This window comes from Rossellomorea sp. QJM3NY_18 (assembly GCF_056173145.1).
In genome coordinates this window covers 2,687,685-2,709,085 of sequence record NZ_CM149659.1, presented here as the reverse complement: position 1 = coordinate 2,709,085, position 21,401 = coordinate 2,687,685, and the positions used below count along the sequence as shown (strand labels likewise).

Sequence of the window (21,401 nt, the reverse complement as noted above, 5' to 3'; positions counted from 1 at the left end):
TCTTTTTCGAAATTTTGAGGGGAAAGTTCCTTTTTATTTGAGGTGAATGTTTTGCTACAAGAACTATCAATCAAAAATTTCGCCATTATCGATTCCCTTTCCCTTTCGTTTGAAGAAGGATTGACTGTATTATCAGGTGAAACGGGCGCGGGTAAGTCGATCATCATCGACGCCATTCATTTACTGGTTGGCGGCAGAGGATCCTCTGAGTATGTACGGCATGGGGAGAAGAAGGCTGAAATTGAAGGGTTATTTATTCTTGATAATGAAACACATCCCTGCTTTCAGAAAGCAGCAGACTTCGGAATCGAGGTCGAGGAAGGTATGATCGTCCTCAGAAGGGATATCTCGAGCACGGGGAAAAGTGTTTGCAGAATTAATGGCAAGCTGGTGACGATCGCCATCATGAGGGAAATCGGGGCATCCCTTATTGACATCCACGGGCAGCACGAACATCAGGAACTCATGAATGAAAGCCTTCATCTTTCCTTATTGGATCAATTCGGGGGGAAGAATATTGCCTCCGGATTATCCGGTTATGGACAAGTCTATAAAGAGTATCTATCCATCTATAAGCAGCTGAAAAGATTGAATGAAAATGAACAGGAGATGGCTCATCGTCTGGATCTTATTCAATTTCAGCTGAAAGAGATCCACGATGCGAATCTTCAGCTCAATGAAGATGAAGAGCTGCAGGATGAGAAGCGGAAACTGATGAACTTTGAAAGGCTATTTGAAGCGCTTCAAACCTCTTATGACAGCATACAAGGGGAAAGGAAGGGGATGGACTGGGCAGGACTCGCCATGAGCCATCTTGAAACCGCTGCAGAAGTCGATTCTCAGTATGAGAAGACGCTTGAATCCGTATCGAATGCGTATTATATTCTTGAAGATGCCGCCAATCAAGTCAGGGGAGGACTGGATCAGCTTGAATTCGAGCCGAATCGACTGGACCTGATTGAGGCGAGATTGAATGAAATCAACGGTCTTAAGAGAAAATACGGATCAACGGTAGAAGAGATTCTTGCCTATAGTTCTAAGATCGAAGAAGAAATTGAAACAATTCTGAATAAAGATTCCCATGTTGAACAATTACAAAGTAAATTACAGTCACTTGAAAAAGATTTATCCCTCGAGGCGAAAAATCTTTCCGATACAAGAAAAATGTGGGCGAAGAAATTGACCGCGAGTATCCATGAACAGTTAAAGCAGCTGTATATGGATAAGACGAAATTCGAAGTCCGGTTTGTAAAAAGCGGGGAAAATGAATCCTTTTCCTTTCAAGATTTCAAAAAGGATGGTTGGGATACGGTTGAGTTTTATATCTCCACCAATCCCGGAGAGCCGTTGAAGCCGTTATCGAAGGTGGCTTCAGGTGGGGAACTGTCACGGATCATGCTTGCCCTTAAGACCATTTTTTCAAAGCATCAAGGGATTACCTCGATCATTTTTGATGAAGTTGATACAGGTGTGAGCGGCAGGGTCGCCCAGGCAATCGCTGAAAAAATCTATCAGGTTGCCGTGCATTCACAAGTGATGTGCATCTCTCACTTGCCTCAGGTGGCAGCCATGGCCGATTGTCACTTGTTCATTTCGAAAAAAATGTCAGGAGGCAGGACGAGCACGATGGTGAAACGTCTTCAGGAAAAAGATAAGATCAGGGAAATTTCCCGTATGATTTCGGGTGTGGAAATAACCGATCTGACTTTGGAACATGCAAAGGAATTACTTCAATTGGCAGGTTCCATTAAAGAGACATGAAAAGCTATCCAATTCGGGTAGCTTTTTTTTCATGATTACCAGTTATAAATGTAGTCTTTAAAGGCAAAATTAAAACTGTAGCCGATAGTAAGTGTTTGTGGATTAGAAGCGAGGAGAGTGAATATATTGAGTTTAGATTGGTTAAGAAAATGTATAGGTGGAATTCTCCTTGTTTCGCTTTGTCTTATTGGTTTTTACAAACCGGTTCAACAATTTATCAATACTCCGAACTCTGTAAGGATGATGGAAGGGGATCAAGTTGCTCTCCCTAAAGCTGCATCCGTCACGACCATGGGTTCGTCGCATAATGAACATGTTCAAGTGGAAGAAGGGAAAGGTCAGCTCTCCATCCAGGGAAGTTCTGTAGGTAAGGACGAAGTGGTTTTCGAGCTTGCCGGCCTGCCCATAAAAAAGGTCGATGTAGAAGTACTGAAAGATTTCAAAGTGATTCCCGGTGGACAATCCATTGGAGTCAAATTAAATACTGTTGGGGTGTTGGTGGTTGGGCATCATCTGGTGGAAACAGATGGTGGGAAAATGTCACCCGGCGAAAAAGCAGGTATTCAGGTAGGGGACATGATTACTGAAATTAATGGAACGAAAATTGAAGAACTTGCCGATGTTGCCCCTTTTGTTCAGAAGGCAGGCGAAGAAGCGAAATCTCTTGACGTCGTAATCAAGCGGGATCAAAAGACAGTAAAGACACAATTGCTTCCATTGAAAGAAAAAGGGGACAAAAACTATAAGTTAGGCCTGTATATCCGTGATTCAGCAGCAGGTATCGGTACGATGACATTTTATGATCCAAAGTCCAAGAAATACGGAGCCCTCGGCCATGTGATTTCCGATATGGATACAAAAAAACCGATTGTCGTTGAAAACGGGGAAATCGTGAATTCGGAAGTCACTTCGATTCAAAAAGGGACGGATGGAAAACCAGGAGAGAAACTGGCCCGCTTTTCTTCTGACCGGAACGTCATTGGTAATATTAAGCGGAACAGTCCTTTTGGAATTTTTGGTGAATTAAATCAGTCCATTGAAAATGAACTGATGGATAAGCCAATGCCCATCGCGCTATCTCATCAAGTGAAAGAAGGACCGGCACAAATATTAACTGTAGTGGATGGGAAAGAAGTTGAAATGTACGATATTGAAATCGTCAGTACCATCCCGCAGAAATATCCCGCAACAAAAGGGATGGTCTTGAGAGTGACGGATCCCGAGTTGCTCAAGAAAACAGGTGGAATCGTACAGGGGATGAGCGGGAGTCCGATTATCCAAGATGGGAAGGTCATCGGGGCTGTCACCCATGTGTTTGTCAATGACCCGACGAGCGGATACGGGGTACACATTGAATGGATGCTGAGTGAAGCAGGAATCGATATTTATAAAAAAGATCATAACCGGGCAAGCTAAAAGTGGAAAACCCTTACGAAAGTACCGAAACCGGGTACTTATAAGGGTTCTTTTTTTTGAAGTGCCATGGGGCATCCCGGAATTCTTACTCACATCCGTTTGCCAAAGAGAGCTCATCCTTGATAAAATAAAGATTATTCGACAAAACGAATCAGGAATATCGAATAGGGTCGAAATATAAAGAAATCGTTAGAAAAACAAAGAAAATATAATAATTTTCAAGTTTTTTTCAAAAATAAAAGGAATTTAGGTTGCATTGTCGAAAAAGTAATTTAGAATAAAATTACAGAGATGAATTAATTAGGATTGAGGAGGAAACCTGTAGTGAAATCGATTAAAGTATGTGTTGTGGATGATAACCGTGAGCTGACGTCTTTATTGGAGGACTACATTGCTTCGCAAAATGATATGGAAGTAGTGGGGATTGCCCATAATGGTCAAGATTGTTTAGATTTATTAGATGAAGTTGATCCGGATGTCCTTGTCCTTGATATCATCATGCCTCATTTGGACGGACTGGCAGTGCTTGAACGCCTTCGTGAAAAGAAGGGCATCCCCAATGTCATCATGCTTACGGCCTTCGGACAGGAGGATGTGACGAAGAAAGCTGTCGACCTTGGAGCTTCTTATTTTATTTTAAAACCATTCGATATGGAAAATCTAGTAAGTCATATTAGACAAGTCAGCGGTAAATCAAACTCAATCATCAAAAAACCTTCCTCATCCAGAATGAATACAGAACAAAAACCTAGAAACCTGGATGCAAGTATCACCAGCATCATCCACGAAATCGGCGTGCCGGCACATATTAAAGGATACTTATATTTACGTGAAGCGATCTCTATGGTGTATAACGATATCGAGTTACTCGGGTCCATCACAAAGGTCCTATACCCGGATATTGCCAAGAAATACAATACGACCGCATCACGTGTGGAACGGGCGATCCGTCACGCCATTGAAGTGGCCTGGAGCAGAGGGAATATTGATTCCATTTCTTCTTTATTCGGATACACCGTCAGCATGTCAAAAGCAAAACCGACCAATTCGGAATTCATTGCCATGGTAGCGGACAAACTGCGCCTTGAGCATATGGCTTCTTGAAAGCGTAAGGAATAATACAAGCATCTTTCAAATTTTCACATGACTATCCCTCTGATTATTCGGGTCAGGGGGTTTTTGTTTGCTCATTTTCTTCTGTTTGTCCTTCCAAAGCGTCATCAAACCCTATTACAATCGCCTCTTTTATTCAAAAATGGTGGTTCGCCCTTACAGCCTGTCCCCTGCGTCATAAGATAAAGTGTAGTACAAAAACAAAATAGGGGGAGGTGAGACTATGGGATACTACCGTGATAATAACGATGTAGGAGGATCCTATGACCGTTGCAGAAACAATGACGTAGCAGGGGCTTCCGACAACAACTTCAGAGTGCCTGTTAAAGCTTATATCAGAGGAGAAGATTTCTGCAGAGCCGTTCGCCGTTGCAGGGATAATGATGTAGCCGGTGAAATGGACAACCGTCGCAGATGCCGTTGCCGCTGGTTCTAATCAAGTGCCACCACAAAACGCGAAAAACCCTGAGTTTCTCAGGGTTTTTTTGAAGATAGGTGTAAAAAGGTTCATCCTTTGAGTAGAAACTAAATAAGTATATAATGGAGTCAGTCAATTAAATTCTATAAGTGAAAGAGTATACATAAATAGAAAAAGCGAAGGAAGTGAACGTATGACGCTGATTTTTGCTCACCGTGGATCTGCAGGTACTCATCCAGAAAATACAATGGAAGCTTTTTATGAAGCGGAAAGAGTGAAGGCTGACGGAATCGAATTGGACGTTCAGCTGACAAAAGACGGAGAAATTGTCGTCATACATGATGAGACCGTCGACAGGACGACCAATGGAAAAGGGTTCGTCAAAGATTATACGTTAAAAGAAATTCAAAGGCTCCAGGCGAATTTTAAATTCAAGAGTAAACTATTCAAGAAAAATCGCGTCCCGTCATTGAGGGAGGTCTTTCAGTGGCTAAAGGGAAATGAACTCCTTTGTAACATCGAGTTGAAAAACAGTATCATGGATTATCAAGGTCTGGAAGAAAAGGTGATCGGACTGATCAGGGAATTCGGATTCGAGGACCGGATCATCATCTCTTCTTTTAATCATTATTCGATTGTGGCCTGTTACAGTCTGGAACCTGCGGTGGAAATCGCGCCGCTTTACTCATCACGCATATTCATGCCCTGGATCTATGCCCAGTCATTAAGGGCGAAGGCGATACACCCCAACCTGAAAGCAGTAACGGATGAAATAATTATTGAAGCAATGAGTAATGGGGTTGGCGTCAGGCCTTACACGGTGAATAAAGTGGAGCAAATGGAGAGACTGTTACATGTAGGGTGTACGGCAATTGTCACGGACTATCCTGAAAAGGCATGGAAGCTGAGAGAAAATAAGAAAGGCTAGCGCATACAAAGCGCTAGCCTTTCTTGTTGAATCGGGACTGAACTTTATTTCGTTTTCGATCACGATGCAGGACGAAACCTGCAATGAAACCCAAACCGCAAACAAAAAAAACTAACCCGATAATGAACTGAAGCCAAAGATAAGGGATCGGAGGCTGCAGGATTCCAAAAAGCATATCTCTCATCAACTTAATTCCAAGAGCTGCGAATGCTCCGGGGATCAACATGATAATCAGGGCAATAAGACGGACCATGAGATGCATAACTCCTTTTCGTTTCCATACTAAAATTCTAACTCCAAGCAGAGAATTGTCAAGTTTCGAAAAGTAGTGTAACATTATGGATGTGAAAAATATTGCAGGTCTCGGGGTGAAGAAAGTTGCAAGAGGTTCTAATTGTCGGCGGTGGTAAGGGTGGAACAGCCATCCTGCAGATCCTCCACGAAGTTTCCGTCATGAAAGTGATTGCCGTTGTAGATTTAAATGATAACGCTTCAGGTATTAAGCTCTCAAAGGAACTTGGCATCCCTGTTGGTACAGATTGGAGACCGTTCCTCAGTGACTCCGTAGACATCGTCATCGAGGTGACCGGTGAACAGGAAGTGTTTGAGCAGATAAGGGATCATCGTGGAAAGAATACAGTCTTGATCCCTGGAAGCGTGGCTTTCCTTATTTCGAAGCTCCTTGAAGAAAAAGAAGATTTAATCCATCAATTGACGAGCGAGTCCTTTAAGAGGGATCTTATCTTTAATTCAACGGATGATGGAATGGTCGGGATCGATGATCGAGGCCTCGTCATGCTATTTAATAAAAGCGCTGAGCGTATGATCGGAAAGAGTCAGGAAGATGTGATGGGCCTTCATATTTCTGAAGTGATACCTGAGAGTAAGCTGACCAGAACGATCGAAACAAGACGGACAGAAATCAATCAGGAAGTGATACTCGGGAACGGATTGAAGATCATCTCCAATCGGATTCCAATGATCACAGAACAGGATGAAATCATCGGTGCCTTTTCAGTGTTTAAAGATATCACAGAAGTGGTGAATCTGGCAGAGGAGATAACCAACCTCAAAGAAATTCAGACGATGCTCGAAGCCATCATCCATTCCAGTGACGACGCAATCTCAGTCGTTGACGAAGAGGGTAAGGGGATCATGATTAACCCGGCTTACACCAGGATCACTGGACTTCCCCGGGAAGAAGTGATCGGGAAGCCTGCGACGGCGGATATTTCTGAAGGGGAGAGTATCCATTTGAAAGTGCTGCAAACACGGAGAGCGATCCGTGGGACGAGGATGCGGGTAGGCCCCAACCGTAAAGAAGTCATCGTGAATGTAGCACCCATCATCGTGAACAACAAGCTAAAGGGAAGTGTCGGTGTCATTCATGACATGTCGGAAATACAATCTCTTACCCAGGAATTGGACCGGGCGAGGAGAATCATCCGAACGCTGGAAGCGAAGTATATGTTCGAGGATATCATTGGTGACTCAGAGGAAATGATGATCCCCATCGAGCAAGCCAAACTGGGCGCGAAAACCCCTGCTACCGTTCTTCTTCGCGGAGAATCAGGGACTGGGAAGGAATTATTCGCCCACGCCATACATAATGCGAGTGACCGTAAATTCAATAAATTCCTCAGGGTCAACTGCGCCGCATTATCGGAGAGCCTTTTGGAAAGCGAACTATTCGGGTATGAAGAAGGTGCCTTTTCCGGTGCAAAGCGCGGTGGAAAACGTGGCTTGTTCGAAGAGGCGAATAATGGGAGTATCTTCCTCGATGAAATAGGGGAATTGAGTGCCAATACACAAGCTAAATTATTGAGGGTCCTGCAGGAAAATGAAATCGTGAGGGTTGGAGGGACAAAATCGATCCAAATCAATGTCCGTGTCATTGCTGCGACCAACGTAAACCTTGAAAAGGGAATAGCCGATGGATCTTTCAGGGAAGATCTGTATTATCGCCTCAACCGGATGCCAATTCAAATCCCTCCGTTAAGGCAGCGTAAATCCGATATTCCGCTCATTTCTGAAGCCCTGATTGCAAAGATCAATCAGGACTACGGAAGAAATGTCGAAGGAGTGACGGCTGCAGCCATGAACAAGCTGATGAATTATCATTGGCCGGGGAATGTGCGTGAGCTTGAGAACGTGCTGGGAAGAGCCATCATTTTCATGAACTACAATGAAGTCCAAATCGATGGCAAGCATTTACCTCAATTAGAAAACACAGCTAAACCCTTTGTCAACGTAGCTGAACTTCCGTATCAAGGAGCGGAAGATCTTGCATCCCAAGTGGAAAAGTATGAAAAAAATATAATTCAAAACGTTTTAGAGCAGAATAATGGTAATAAAACGGCTACTGCTAAAGCATTAAATGTATCAGTGAGAAACCTATATTATAAAATTGAAAAATATAACATTGAAATAAATAGCATGAAATAATTTGCAGAGTGAGAAATAGTTTGCAGGGTCTATTTTAACTTTATAAAGCGTTTTCAGGCTTTTAAAGTTGGCACGCTTCTTGCATGTAGTTGTATGGGAACATAATAACAGAAAAAAGGGGTTGAAACGACATACATGAATCTACAATCTTTAGTGGAAAAAGCAACCCGAATTGAAAACTCCACTGTAGCAGTCGCTGCTGCAGAAGATAAAGAAGTCCTTGTGGCTGTTTCCATGGCGGTTGAAAAGAAGATGACTGACTTTTTACTGTTCGGGGATAAAGAAGAAATCATCTCCATATTGGAAGATGTTGCCCCGCAGCTGATATCTCACAGCAGTATAAAAATCAAGCATGCCTTCTCTCCTCAAAAAGCAGCGGAGCTTGCCGTGAAGGCTGTAAAGGAAAATGAGGCAAGTACTCTTATGAAGGGGAACGTCCCTACTGCTGTCATCTTGAAAGCAGTCTTAAATAAAGAATGGGGACTTCGTACTGGTAAGGTTTTGTCACATGTGGCAGCATTTGAGGTCCCCGGGTTTGAAAGGCTGACTTTTATTACGGATGCAGCAATGAATATCTCTCCTGACCTGCAGCAAAAGGCGCAAATCATTGAAAATGCCGTCGGGGTTGCCCGTTCAATCGGTGTGGACATGCCGAAAGTAGCGCCAATTGCCGCTGTGGAAGTGGTGAATCCAGCGATGCCGGCTACAGTCGATGCGGCTTCCCTCACCATGATGAATCAGCGGGGGCAGATTCGAAATTGCACGGTCGATGGCCCACTGGCCCTTGACAATGCCGTTTCCCACCATGCAGCAAAGCATAAAGGGATCGAAAGTGAGGTTGCGGGACAGGCGGATATCCTGCTCGTACCGACGATCGAAACAGGAAATGCCCTGTACAAATCCTTGATCTATTTTGCCAAGGCGAAAGTAGGGGCAGTCATAGCGGGAGCAAAAGCACCAATCGTTTTAACATCCAGAGCAGACAGTGCAGAAAGTAAATTATATTCATTGGCACTGGCTATATGCTCTGCTTCTAATAAATAATCATTTAATGATAAAAATATAAACCTACAGGGGGAAATAATAATGAAAATTTTCAGCTATATGGAACAATATGACTATGAGCAATTGGTATTCTGTCAAGACGAAGCTTCAGGATTAAAAGCAATCATCGCGATTCATGATACGACACTTGGACCTGCCCTTGGTGGAACCCGTATGTGGACGTACGAATCGGAAGAAGCAGCGATTGAAGATGCCCTGCGCCTTGCAAAAGGGATGACATATAAGAATGCAGCGGCCGGTCTGAATCTAGGTGGAGGGAAGACGGTTATCATCGGTGATCCCCGTAAAGATAAGAACGAAGAAATGTTCCGTGCGTTCGGTCGTTATATTCAAGGTTTAAATGGACGCTATATTACTGCTGAAGACGTGGGAACAACAGTTGCCGATATGGACTTGATCCACGAAGAAACGGATTATGTTACAGGGATTTCACCTGCGTTCGGTTCATCCGGTAACCCGTCTCCTGTGACTGCTTATGGAGTATATCGAGGAATCAAAGCGGCAGCGAAAGAAGCGTTCGGTACCGATTCACTGGAAGGGAAGACAATTGCTGTACAAGGGGTCGGGAATGTTGCGTACAATATGTGCCGCCACCTGCACGAAGAAGGGGCGAACCTGATCGTGACGGATATCAACAAAGAAGCTGTTCAACGTGCCGTTGATGAATTTGGTGCGAAAGCAGTGGACATCAATGATATTTATGGTGTGGATTGTGACATCTTTGCTCCATGTGCACTGGGTGCGATCATCAATGATGAAACGATTCCACAGCTAAAGGCGAAAGTTATTGCTGGAGCAGCAAATAACCAATTGAAAGAAACTCGTCATGGTGACGCTATCCATGAAATGGGTATCGTTTATGCACCTGACTACGTTATCAATGCAGGTGGAGTCATCAACGTAGCAGACGAATTATACGGCTATAACAGTGAAAGAGCGATGAAGAAAGTGGAGCAGGTATATAACAATGTAGAGCGAGTGATTGAGATCGCTAAACGTGACAATGTCCCAACATATGTTGCTGCTGACCGTATGGCGGAAGAGCGCATCGAAAAAATGCACCGTTCAAGAAGTCAGTTCCTGCAAAATGGACACCATATTCTTAGCAGACGTGGATAAATAGATGAAAGAACGCTTTACTTTGTGAAAAAGTGAAGCGTTTCTTCCCGGTTTAGGGGAACATCGAACAGAGTAAGGGGTTATCTATCATAGGGGGAAATTCTTTCATGCAAACATTACAATACAGCTGCCCAAATGGAGGTAACAACAGTGCAGGAAAATAAACATCGAATACTAGTCATTAATCCTGGCTCGACATCAACCAAAATTGGTGTCTTTGATGATGATCGCTCTATATTCGAAAAGACGATCCGTCATGATTCAGAAAAGATTAATGAATTTGCAACGATTATCGATCAATATGAATTCAGGAAGCACACCATTCTTCAGACATTGGATGAAGAAGGGATCAATATTTCAAAGCTGAGTGCCGTATGCGGCCGCGGGGGACTTCTAAGACCGATAGAAGGTGGCACCTATTTAGTGAATGATGACATGCTAAAGGATCTGAAAGAAGGATTCTCTGGTCAGCATGCGTCTAACCTTGGGGGCATCCTGGCATTTGAAATCGCCTCAGGATTAAATATTCCTTCTTATATCGTCGATCCCGTTGTCGTGGACGAGCTGCAGCCCCTTGCCCGGGTTTCTGGATTCTCACTCATTGAAAGAAAGAGTATTTTCCATGCGTTGAATCAGAAAGCGGTCGCAAGAAGAGTGGCGAAACAAATCGGGAAGAAATATGAAGACCTTAATCTGATCATCACTCATATGGGTGGTGGTATCACTGTAGGGGCTCATCGGAATGGAAAAGTCGTGGATGTGAATAATGGTCTCCACGGGGACGGACCATTCAGCCCTGAAAGAGCTGGAACCGTTCCTGCAGGCGATCTGGTTGACCTTTGTTTCTCAGGAGACTATTACCGTGATGAAATCATGAAGAAACTTGTCGGTCAAGGCGGCCTGGTCGGTTATCTTAATACAAATGATGCCGTAAAGGTAGAGAAAATGATAGAAAATGGTGACGAAAAAGCCAAAGCCGTCTATGATGCCATGGCGTATCAAATTGCGAAAGAAATCGGATCGGCAAGTGCGGTTCTGAATGGCAAAGTCGATGCCATTGTGTTAACCGGAGGACTTGCGTACGGCAAGGATTTCGTCAAAGCGATAAGTGAACGAATCAACTGGATAGCGGATGTCGTTATTCAACCAGGAGAAAATGAACTGCAAGCTCTTGCTGAGGGGGCTTTAAGAGTCTTACGGGATGAAGAGGACTATAAAGTATACCCGGGAAATGTAAAAAAAGAAGCAAGAGTATAAGAGCAAGGGGGACTTAAGATTGGCAGAAGAATATGATTTAGTCATTCTCGGTGGGGGTACAGGTGGTTATGTTGCTGCCATCCGTGCTTCTCAACTTGGGTTGAAAACAGCAATCGTTGAAAAAGGAAAGCTTGGAGGGACATGCCTACACAAAGGATGTATTCCGAGTAAAGCTCTTCTTCGCAGCGCTGAAGTATATGCGACAGCGAAACACAGTGAAAATTTTGGCGTGAAGATCAATGGAGTGGAACTTGACTTCCCTAAGGTCCAGGAAAGAAAAGAAGGAATCGTCGAACAACTGCATAAAGGGGTCCAACATCTGATGAAACAGGGTAAGATCGATGTCTTCGAAGGACTCGGCCGTATTCTCGGACCTTCCATTTTCTCACCGATGCCGGGAACCATTTCCGTGGAAATGAACAACGGCGAAGATAACGCGATGCTTATTCCCAAAAATGTTATCGTGGCAACAGGTTCAAGACCACGTTCACTGCCAGGTCTTGATATTGATGGTGAATATGTTTTATCTTCTGATGAAGCGCTTTCACTCGAAGTACTTCCGAAATCGATCATCATCGTTGGCGGCGGCGTCATCGGAATCGAATGGGCTTCCATGCTTTCTGACTTTGATGTCGATGTCACAGTTGTTGAATACGCTGATAAAATCGTACCAACGGAAGATCATGAAATTTCAAAAGAAATGCAGCGCCTCATGAAGAAAAAGGGTGTTAAAATCGTGACAAGTGCAAGGGTGCTTCCTGAATCCTTAAATAAAGGGGACGGAGAGGTTTCAATAAACGCGGAGCATAAAGGAGAAGAAAAATCCTTTACTGCAGAGAAGATCCTCGTATCTGTAGGCAGACAAGCGAACGTCGAAGGCATTGGCTTAGAAAACACAGATATTAAGGTGGAAAAGGGCTTTATTGAGGTGAATGATTTCTTTCAAACAAAAGAATCTCATATTTATGCGATAGGAGATGTCATCGGTGGACTTCAATTAGCTCATGTTGCATCTCACGAAGGAATCACAGCAGTGGAACATATGGCGAATGAGAATCCTCATCCGATCGACTATTCCCTCATTTCAAAATGCATCTACAGTAATCCTGAAATTGCAAGCGTAGGGATCTCGGAGCAGGAAGCGAAAGAAAAGGGATACAATCTTAAGGTCGGTAAATTCAGCTTCAGAGCGATCGGAAAAGCGCTTGTATACGGGGAATCCGATGGTTTTGTGAAGATCATCGCAGACAAAGATACCGAAGACATCCTAGGCGTCCATATGATTGGTCCGCATGTAACGGACATGATTTCAGAAGCGGGACTTGCTAAAGTATTAGATGCAACACCGTGGGAAATCGCCCATACCATCCACCCTCACCCTTCCCTGTCAGAAGCGATCGGGGAAGCCGCTCTAGCTGTAGATGGAAAGGCAATTCACTCTTAATAAGAAAATTCAGGAAAGGTAGAGATCTTCTCTACCTTCCTAACCATTAGATTGTGTAGGAGGTAAATAAAATGGCTGAGAATCGTCATGAAGCGTTAGGACTTTCAAATGAGAAAGTATTAGAAATGTATGAAACCATGCTGCTTGCCAGAAAAATCGATGAGCGCATGTGGTTACTGAACCGTTCGGGTAAAATCCCATTTGTTATTTCATGTCAGGGGCAGGAAGCGGCTCAAGTTGGTGCTGCATTCGCCCTGGACCGTGAAAAGGATTATGTGCTGCCGTACTATCGTGACATGGGTGTTGTATTGACATTCGGAATGACGGCCCAGGAATTGATGCTATCAGGTTTTGCGAAAGCAGAAGACCCGAACTCAGGCGGTCGTCAAATGCCTGGTCACTTTGGGCAAAAGAAGAATAATATCGTAACGGGTTCATCTCCTGTGACGACTCAAGTGCCTCATGCCGTTGGTATCGCTCTGGCCGGTAAAATGGAGAAGAAAGATGTTGTGACGTTTGTCACGTTCGGAGAAGGGTCTTCCAACCAGGGAGATTTCCATGAAGGGGCAAACTTTGCAGGTGTACATAAACTTCCTGTTATTTTCATGTGTGAAAACAATAAATATGCAATTTCGGTTCCGATTGAAAAACAATTGGCGTGTGAGAATGTGTCAGACCGCGCCATCGGTTACGGAATGCCTGGAATCACAGTGGATGGAAATGATCCAATCGAAGTATACAAAGCCGTGAAGGAAGCCGCTGATCGTGGACGTCGCGGAGAAGGCCCAACGCTTGTTGAGACGGTGTCTTATCGATTGACTCCCCACTCCTCTGATGATGATGACAGAAGCTACCGCTCACCGGATGAAGTGGCAAAAGCGAAAACGAACGATCCGATCATCACATTTGGTGCTTATCTGAAAGAGACAGGCGTTATGAATGATGACATTGAGAAAGAAATCAATGATCGTATTATGAAGCTTGTAAATGAAGCAACGGATTATGCAGAAAACGCTCCATATGCTGAAGCAGAATCAGCTATGAAGTATGTTTACGCAGAAGAGAAGTAAGGGGGAATTCAATCATGCCAGTAATTTCATACATTGATGCCGTAACCATGGCAATAAGAGAAGAAATGGAACGTGATGAGAAAGTATTCGTTCTTGGTGAAGACGTAGGGAAAAAAGGTGGAGTATTTAAAGCGACTCACGGTTTGTATGATCAATTTGGTGAGGACCGTGTCATTGATACGCCACTTGCTGAATCAGCCATTGCCGGAGTCGGGATCGGAGCGGCCATGTATGGTATGAGACCGATCGCAGAAATGCAGTTCGCTGATTTTATCATGCCTGCCGTAAACCAAATCGTCTCTGAAGCGGCTAAAATTCGTTACCGTTCGAATAACGATTGGAGCTGTCCGATGGTCATCCGAGCTCCTTATGGCGGTGGAGTGCACGGAGCGCTTTATCACTCACAATCCGTCGAAGCCGTCTTTGCCAATCAACCCGGATTGAAAATTGTGATGCCTTCGACTCCGTATGATGTGAAAGGCTTATTGAAAGCGGCCATCCGCGACGAAGATCCGGTACTATTCTTTGAACATAAGCGAGCTTATCGTCTGATCAAAGGAGAAGTGCCTGAGGATGATTATACGCTTCCAATTGGAAAAGCTGATGTGAAGCGTGAAGGGGAAGACATTACAGTCATCACATACGGCTTATGTGTTCACTTTGCCCTTCAAGCGGCTGAAAAACTGGCTCAGGACGGAATTGAAGCACATATCCTGGATTTACGCACCATTTACCCGTTAGATAAAGAGGCAATCATTGAAGCAGCGTCTAAAACAGGTAAAGTACTTCTTGTGACTGAAGACAATAAAGAAGGAAGCATCATGGGTGAAGTTTCTGCGATCATCGCTGAAAATTGCTTGTTCGAGCTTGATGCCCCGGTAAAACGCCTTGCAGGTCCAGACGTTCCTGCTATGCCGTATGCACCGACTATGGAAAAATATTTCATGATCAACCCGGACAAAGTAGAAAAAGCAATGCGTGAACTTGCAGAATTTTAATCACAGTCAACACCAATTAAACCAAAGCAGTAGGGAGGGTTCCTCATTGGGTATTGAAAATATGAAAATGCCTCAGCTAGGGGAAAGTGTTACAGAAGGTACAATTAGTAAATGGTTGGTGTCACCTGGTGATACCGTTAATAAATACGATCCGATTGCAGAAGTTCAAACAGATAAAGTAAATGCAGAAGTGCCATCTTCATTCTCGGGTACCATTAAAGAATTAATTGCTGATGAAGGGGACACTCTTGAAGTCGGGGAAATCATTTGCTCCATCGAGATTGAAGGTGGAGGCGCAGCCCCTGCTGAAGAAACTCCGAAAGAAGAGCCTAAAGAGGAAGCGAAAGGGTCGGCACCCGCTAAGCCTAAGGCACCTTCAAGAGATAGCGGAAATAAAGCAAGGTATTCTCCAGCCGTATTAAAGCTGTCCCAAGAGCACGATATCGATTTGAATCAAGTGGAAGGCACCGGAAACGGCGGCCGGATCACCCGTAAAGATTTAAAGAAGATCATCGAATCAGGCTCAATCCCGAAAGCTGGAGATGCACCTGCACTTAAGAATGAAGCTCAGGCTCCACAACAAGCGCCGGTAAAAGAATCTGCACCAGAACAACCGGCTAAACAACAAGCATCTGCAGCGACTGTTCCTGTCGTCCCTGGTGATATTGAGATCCCGGTTTCAGGCATCCGCAAAGCGATTGCCTCCAACATGGTACGCAGTAAACATGAAGCGCCTCATGCTTGGACGATGATGGAAGTGGATGTAACCAACCTTGTTGACTACAGGAATTCACTTAAGACAGAATTCAAACAGCGTGAAGGATTCAATCTGACATTCTTCTCATTTTTCGTGAAAGCTGTCGCCCAGGCTCTTAAAGAGTACCCACAAATCAACTCCATGTGGGCTGGAGACAAAATCGTTCAGAAGAAGGACGTCAATCTTTCCATTGCAGTAGCCACAGATGATGCACTTTATGTTCCTGTGATTAAGAATGCTGACGAAAAAACGATCAAAGGAATCGCAAGAGAAATCACCGAGCTTGCAGGAAAAGTCCGCAGCGGTAAATTGACCTCCCAGGATATGCAGGGCGGAACATTTACGGTGAATAATACAGGGTCATTTGGCTCGGTACAATCGATGGGTATCATCAATTATCCACAGGCCGCGATCCTTCAAGTGGAATCGATCGTAAAACGTCCTGTTGTCATGAATAATGGGATGATTGCCGTCCGTGATATGGTGAACCTATGTATGTCACTCGATCACCGAGTACTTGACGGATTGGTATGTGGAAGATTCCTTCAGCGCGTGAAAGAAATCTTAGAAAACACTTCGAAAGAAAATACATCTGTCTATTAATAATGATAAGGACTGACCCTGAGAGGTTGGTCCTTATTTTTTTGTGCAGCTAGATAGAATGACTTATTAAACAAGGTTCGTACTCACTGAAACCCGGGAAAAACCACCTGAATATAACTGGAAGAATATTTTAATATGACATTTCAATTTACTATGTAGGTCGTATTTCTGGTTCTTCATTAAGAATATTCCCCCTATGAAACTTCTCGCTCATTTTTTCTTTCCTTCACTTATTAAAAGAGGCATAACCTCCACTTTCATCCTACTAAATCTGAGGATTACTCTGGAATATTCCTGAAGTTATATTATAAGAGTGCCTTTATCCTTATGAAAAAAACGGGATTCGTGACTTTTCAACCAATTACTGAATTTTCAGATTTATTTCGACAGTAACTTACAACATTTTACATATACACTTGGTTATCTTTGGTTTAACACCTACTATTTTCCAAGGTTGGTGTTCGAAGGAGGTGACGGGTGAATAGAGTTATAAAAAGACTGGGAGGGAATTAGATGTCAGGAAGAAAACGTAAGGCAAGATGGTTATCCATTGTACTCACCTTAGTCATGTTTGTCCCCTTGATGTTTCCATTCTATGCAGGGGCGGCGAATACCTCACAAGCGGCTCTATCGAAAGAAAAGCCATCCACATCAGCGAATGAGTCAGCAAAAGTAAGTCCACAATCAAAAATCACAACCACATTACAAGAACAATTTAAGAAAAAGGAACAGGTCACATACTTAGTGAAATTCAAGGATAAGGTAGATACGGAAGCAGTATCTAAAAAGGCGGCTGAAACAGCGAAAAAGCAGAAACTGTCTGCTAATAATAAGAAATTATTAAAACGGAATATGGTCGTCTCAGAGCTTCGCGCTAAAGCCCTTGAATCTCAAGCAGAAGTGAAAGAATACTTAGCGAAAGAGAAGAAGTCAGGTGCAGTAAAGGAAATCAAAGACTTCTATGTTGTAAACGGAATGGCCGTTACAAGTACGAAGAAAGTCATGGAAAAGATTTCAACCTTTGCGGAAGTGGAAAAAATCCTGCCAAATGAAACGAGACAAATTATCCAGCCGGCAAAGGCAAAAGCCTCTTCATCTGCAGTGTTGGATAAAGAAGCCCCAAAAACCCCGGCATCGATCGAGTGGAATATCGATCGGGTTGGAGCGCCGGCGGTCTGGGAAATGGGAATCGATGGAGCAGGAACCGTCATCGCCTCCATTGACACCGGGGTACAGTGGAATCACCCGGCATTAAAAGAAAAATATAGAGGGTATGACCCTCAGAACCCGGATTCACCGGACAACGAATTCAACTGGTTTGATGCAACCGCAGGACAGAGTGCGCCGTATGACGATCAGGGTCATGGAACACACACTGTCGGTACCATGGTCGGGTCTGAGCCTGATGGCAGCAATCAAATCGGGGTAGCGCCGGGTGCCAAGTGGATCGCGGTCAAAGCGTTCACGGCCGATGGCGGGACGGATGTAGACTTACTGGAAGCGGGAGAATGGATTCTGGCACCTAAAGACGCTGAAGGAAATCCTCATCCTGAAATGGCTCCAGATGCTGTCAATAACTCATGGGGTGGTGGAGCCGGCCTCGATGAATGGTACCGGGATATGGTCAGTGCGTGGAGAGCGGCAGAAATATTCCCTGAGTTCTCTGCAGGAAATACAACGCTATTCAATCCGGGAGGACCAGGATCGATTGCGAATCCGGCTAACTACCCTGAGTCATTCGCAACAGGTGCAACGGATATCAACGATCAATTGGGAAGCTTCTCATTACAGGGACCTTCTCCTTATGAGGAAATCAAGCCTGAGATTGCCGCACCGGGAGTAAATATCCGATCTTCCGTTCCAGGTGGCAATTATGAAGGAGGCTGGAATGGAACATCGATGGCTGGACCACACGTAACGGCAGTCGCTGCCCTGTTGCGACAAGTGGATGCAAGCTTAACGGTAGATGAAATCGAAGAAATCCTTATGTCCACCGCTGTCCCTTTAACAGACGGAACATTCCCGGAATCTCCAAATAACGGGTATGGACACGGCTTGGTCAATGCGTTTGATGCTGTATCCTCCGTCATGAGCGGAATCGGAAAGGTGAAAGGACAGGTTTCAAAAGAAGGCGATGACACGGAAGCTCCTGTCATCAGTCATGAGGCACCACAAGAAGCATTCAAAGAAATGAATCTGCCATTACGGGCAGAAGCAAGTGATAATGTAAGTGTGACAAATGTTACCCTGAATTATCAAAATCAGGACGGTGAATGGGTAGAAGTCGAAGCAAGCAGAACTTCAGGCGACTACACATCCGGAACGTACGAAGCGGTCATCCCGGGTGAGGATCTCACAGGAGATCAGGTCACGTACAAGTGGGTTGCAACGGACTTCGGTGGTAATGAAGTCGAATCTGAAAGTTATACGGTGACCCTGTTACCGGGTATCACAGTTGGATATGAGCAGGACTTTGAAGGAGATCCGACTGGCTGGACATCGTACGGTCCAGGGAACAGCTGGGAGTGGGGCGTACCGGCAAATGGCCCTGGAAATGCTTCTTCAGGGGAAAAAGTATATGCCACCAACTTAGACGGAACGTATGACAATAGTGCGAATATGTCACTTCAGATGCCTCCTATCGATTTACCTGAAGGAGAGAGCTTCCTGCAATTTAAACAGTGGCATGAACTGGAACGCAACTATGACTACGGCCATGTGTTTGTATCCACTGATGGTGAAGAGTGGACACAGGCACTGCGCGTGAATGGAAATACTGAAGGATGGGTAGACGGTGAAGTGGATCTGAGTCAGTATGCAGGTCAACGTGTATACATTGCCTTCAACGTTACCTCCGATGGAAGTGTCACAAAACAAGGCTGGTACCTTGATGATGTGAAGCTTAGCGCGGAATCAAATCTTCCAGCCAAGAAAATGAATCTTGGTCTGAAATCGAAGGATGAGAAATCATCTTCTGTATCGAAAAAGCCAAGTGTAAATCCAGCTAAGATTACAGTGAAAAATGACGTGAAGAAAGATGATAAGACGGATGAATCAGGTCCAGCTCCTGTCCTTCTTCCGCTACAAGCAGAGGTAAGTGTATTGGAAACGGGTCGTTCCGTTTATACAAATCCTGCAGATGGATCATATGAAATGACTCATGCAGCAGGTGAATTCACATTGCAGGCATCCACATACGGTTACAGATCCGAAACACAAAGTGTGACGATTGAAGCCGATCAAACATCTACGGCCAACTTCACCCTTGAAGAAATCCCTCAAGGGAATATTACCGGAACCGTCACGAACGAAGTAACGGGAGAACCGGTTGAAGGAGCAACGGTCTTCGTTCTTGAAGATGCCGTAGTAGAGCCGGTTGAAACAAATGCCAATGGAGAATATGAATTAGAAGCTTACGAAGGGGACTACACCCTTAAAGTGGTTGCGCCTTACTATTACAGTAAGGAAATGAGCGTCACAGTGGAAGGCGGGGAAGTCACAACCGCCGATGTATCCTTAGAACCATTCATCGGCTATCCAGGAGAAATAGGGTACGATGATGGAACAGCAGAAAATGCACGGGCATTCTATGATGCTGGTAACGGCTGGGCTGTGAAAATGTCCCTTGAAGAAGGCAATGACACGGCACTGGTGACAGGCGGACTATTCCGCTTCTGGGACACAGAGTGGCCTGTGCCAGGAGGAACAGAATTCCAGGTTGCCGTCTATGACGCTTCTGGACCAGACGGGGCACCAGGTAAGAAAATCGCTGGTCCATTCGATGGAACCGCGTTGCGTAATGGTGAATGGACGCATGTGGATCTCAGCGAGCACGGCATCATGGTCGAAGGTGATTTCTATATGGTGTACATCCAATCTGCACCAAATCCAAATGCACCAGGCCTTGGAACGGATGAAGATGGAGAATATGCCGCAAGGAGCTGGCAGTTCGTCGGTGGAGCCTGGTCACTGGCACCGGAAGATGAAGGGAACTATATGATTCGCGCAACTGTGAATTATGAAGTGACGTCACCAGTCATAACTTCACCGAAGGATGGATCTTTCACGAATAAGGATTCCGTTACGGTTGAAGGGACTTCTGCACCGACTACGACCGTTCATCTCTTTAATGGAGAGGAAGAAGTAACGACAGCCGATACTGGTGAGGATGGAACATTCTCTGCTGATGTCTCCCTCCATGATGGTGAGAATGTATTAACCGCAAAGGCAGCGACTGAACAGGGCATGACGGGGCCATCGGAAGCAGTGACGGTAACACTTGATCAAGTGAAGCCGGAACTCGCCATCACATCACCGGAAGATGACATGAAAACAAATCGTGAAGCTATCACGGTTAAAGGAACCATCGCGGATGAAAATCTTGCATGGGTGAAAGTGAATGGTGGGAAAGCTACAGTTAAGGACGGAGAGTTCAGTCATCGAATTCTACTGAATGAAGGAGAAAATGTCATTGAGGTACTCGCGAAAGATAAAGCAGGAAACAAAAAGAAACAAAGAGTGACAGTACTAGCGAAATTCGGTGACATTGAAATTGACAATCTTCTTCCCGCAGAAGATAAAGAACTGAAGAAGGGCGAATCCGTCAAGATCGAATTTGACAGTGAGCCGGGATTGGACGCGACATTTGTCATTCAGATGCCTCTGACAAATGCACGATCCCAAGTGACAAATGCCACTGAACTTCCAATGATGGAAACGTCAGAAGGTCATTATGAAGGTTACTATACGGCCACCTCGAATGTAAAGGCGCCGGGAGCCGTGATTGAAGTGAAGATTTCCGATGATTATGGAAATGTAACGACTCAGCGTGCTGAAGGTAAATTGTATATCAATTCAAAAAAATAAGCATAGTGGGAAGAAGAGTTGGGCCGTCCAACTCTTCTTCTTTTTTATACTCATTTTTCTGAGAGATTGAAGAAAGCCGTTTTTTTTTATATACTAAAATAGTATTAGTATAAACATTTTGAATTTTCAAAGGAGACGCTT

At 44.5% G+C, this 21,401-nt stretch carries 15 protein-coding genes; 14 read left to right on the top strand and 1 reads right to left on the bottom strand.

The genetic code is table 11. The features are described 5' to 3' along the window. Positions 1-51 precede the first annotated feature (51 nt). The 5 genes from recN to AC0VXY_RS13920 all read left to right on the top strand — a co-directional run bounded on the left by recN (position 52) and on the right by AC0VXY_RS13920 (position 5,636). A complete protein-coding gene (gene recN / locus AC0VXY_RS13940) occupies positions 52-1,761 on the top strand; it encodes a DNA repair protein RecN (protein ID WP_475525565.1) in 1,710 nt (569 codons plus the stop codon). A gap of 126 nt (positions 1,762-1,887) precedes the next feature. Beyond that, complete coding sequence (gene spoIVB / locus AC0VXY_RS13935) at positions 1,888-3,177, top strand: SpoIVB peptidase (RefSeq protein WP_475525564.1); 1,290 nt, start codon at positions 1,888-1,890, stop codon at positions 3,175-3,177. 324 nt (positions 3,178-3,501) lie between these two features. Beyond that, positions 3,502-4,281: a sporulation transcription factor Spo0A gene (gene spo0A, locus AC0VXY_RS13930; protein WP_435990193.1), complete on the top strand. Its 780-nt coding sequence runs from the start codon at positions 3,502-3,504 to the stop codon at positions 4,279-4,281. 232 nt (positions 4,282-4,513) lie between these two features. Then, positions 4,514-4,726: a hypothetical protein gene (locus tag AC0VXY_RS13925; RefSeq protein ID WP_279724248.1), complete on the top strand. Its 213-nt coding sequence runs from the start codon at positions 4,514-4,516 to the stop codon at positions 4,724-4,726. A 175-nt stretch (positions 4,727-4,901) separates the two neighbouring features. Continuing rightward, on the top strand, positions 4,902-5,636 hold the full coding sequence (locus AC0VXY_RS13920) for a glycerophosphodiester phosphodiesterase (protein WP_475525563.1): 735 nt from the start codon (positions 4,902-4,904) through the stop codon (positions 5,634-5,636). Positions 5,637-5,649: 13 nt separating this feature from the next. Here the strand turns inward: AC0VXY_RS13920 and AC0VXY_RS13915 are convergent, their stop codons facing one another. Then, positions 5,650-5,889: a DUF2627 domain-containing protein gene (locus tag AC0VXY_RS13915; RefSeq protein ID WP_060672228.1), complete on the bottom strand. Its 240-nt coding sequence runs from the start codon at positions 5,887-5,889 to the stop codon at positions 5,650-5,652. 125 nt (positions 5,890-6,014) lie between these two features. On the opposite strand from AC0VXY_RS13915, the gene AC0VXY_RS13910 reads away from it, so the two are divergent. From AC0VXY_RS13910 to AC0VXY_RS13870, 9 genes are all read left to right on the top strand, one after another. Then, positions 6,015-8,081: a sigma-54 interaction domain-containing protein gene (locus tag AC0VXY_RS13910; RefSeq protein ID WP_475525562.1), complete on the top strand. Its 2,067-nt coding sequence runs from the start codon at positions 6,015-6,017 to the stop codon at positions 8,079-8,081. A 135-nt stretch (positions 8,082-8,216) separates the two neighbouring features. Beyond that, the gene (yqiS, locus tag AC0VXY_RS13905) at positions 8,217-9,125 is read left to right on the top strand and encodes a phosphate butyryltransferase (protein ID WP_435990197.1); all 909 of its coding nucleotides are present in this window, start codon (positions 8,217-8,219) and stop codon (positions 9,123-9,125) included. Between the two features lie 42 nt (positions 9,126-9,167). After that, positions 9,168-10,265 (top strand): branched-chain amino acid dehydrogenase, encoded by a 1,098-nt coding sequence (gene bcd, locus AC0VXY_RS13900; protein WP_034758065.1) that lies wholly within the window; start codon positions 9,168-9,170, stop codon positions 10,263-10,265. A gap of 135 nt (positions 10,266-10,400) precedes the next feature. Further along, positions 10,401-11,522: a butyrate kinase gene (gene buk, locus AC0VXY_RS13895; RefSeq protein ID WP_475525561.1), complete on the top strand. Its 1,122-nt coding sequence runs from the start codon at positions 10,401-10,403 to the stop codon at positions 11,520-11,522. A gap of 19 nt (positions 11,523-11,541) precedes the next feature. Beyond that, positions 11,542-12,966: a dihydrolipoyl dehydrogenase gene (gene lpdA, locus AC0VXY_RS13890; RefSeq protein WP_475525560.1), complete on the top strand. Its 1,425-nt coding sequence runs from the start codon at positions 11,542-11,544 to the stop codon at positions 12,964-12,966. Between the two features lie 71 nt (positions 12,967-13,037). Continuing rightward, complete coding sequence (locus AC0VXY_RS13885) at positions 13,038-14,036, top strand: thiamine pyrophosphate-dependent dehydrogenase E1 component subunit alpha (protein ID WP_435990200.1); 999 nt, start codon at positions 13,038-13,040, stop codon at positions 14,034-14,036. A gap of 14 nt (positions 14,037-14,050) precedes the next feature. Next, a complete protein-coding gene (locus AC0VXY_RS13880; RefSeq protein ID WP_060672234.1) occupies positions 14,051-15,034 on the top strand; it encodes an alpha-ketoacid dehydrogenase subunit beta in 984 nt (327 codons plus the stop codon). 46 nt (positions 15,035-15,080) lie between these two features. Then, positions 15,081-16,394, top strand: coding sequence for a dihydrolipoamide acetyltransferase family protein (locus tag AC0VXY_RS13875; RefSeq protein ID WP_475525559.1), 1,314 nt, complete (start codon positions 15,081-15,083; stop codon positions 16,392-16,394). Positions 16,395-16,907: 513 nt separating this feature from the next. After that, on the top strand, positions 16,908-21,260 hold the full coding sequence (locus AC0VXY_RS13870) for a S8 family serine peptidase (RefSeq protein ID WP_475525558.1): 4,353 nt from the start codon (positions 16,908-16,910) through the stop codon (positions 21,258-21,260). Positions 21,261-21,401: the final 141 nt, after the last annotated feature.

What these genes read in the sequence shown, in the direction of transcription:
- AC0VXY_RS13925 (WP_279724248.1), top strand. Translation starts at nt 4,514, where the DNA reads ATGGGATACTACCGTGATAATAACGATGTAGGAGGATCCTATGACCGT.
- AC0VXY_RS13920 (WP_475525563.1), top strand. Translation starts at nt 4,902, where the DNA reads ATGACGCTGATTTTTGCTCACCGTGGATCTGCAGGTACTCATCCAGAA.
- AC0VXY_RS13915 (WP_060672228.1), bottom strand. Translation starts at nt 5,889, where the DNA reads ATGGTCCGTCTTATTGCCCTGATTATCATGTTGATCCCCGGAGCATTC.
- yqiS (WP_435990197.1), top strand. Translation starts at nt 8,217, where the DNA reads ATGAATCTACAATCTTTAGTGGAAAAAGCAACCCGAATTGAAAACTCC.
- bcd (WP_034758065.1), top strand. Translation starts at nt 9,168, where the DNA reads ATGAAAATTTTCAGCTATATGGAACAATATGACTATGAGCAATTGGTA.
- buk (WP_475525561.1), top strand. Translation starts at nt 10,401, where the DNA reads ATGGAGGTAACAACAGTGCAGGAAAATAAACATCGAATACTAGTCATT.
- AC0VXY_RS13885 (WP_435990200.1), top strand. Translation starts at nt 13,038, where the DNA reads ATGGCTGAGAATCGTCATGAAGCGTTAGGACTTTCAAATGAGAAAGTA.
- AC0VXY_RS13880 (WP_060672234.1), top strand. Translation starts at nt 14,051, where the DNA reads ATGCCAGTAATTTCATACATTGATGCCGTAACCATGGCAATAAGAGAA.
- AC0VXY_RS13870 (WP_475525558.1), top strand. Translation starts at nt 16,908, where the DNA reads ATGTCAGGAAGAAAACGTAAGGCAAGATGGTTATCCATTGTACTCACC.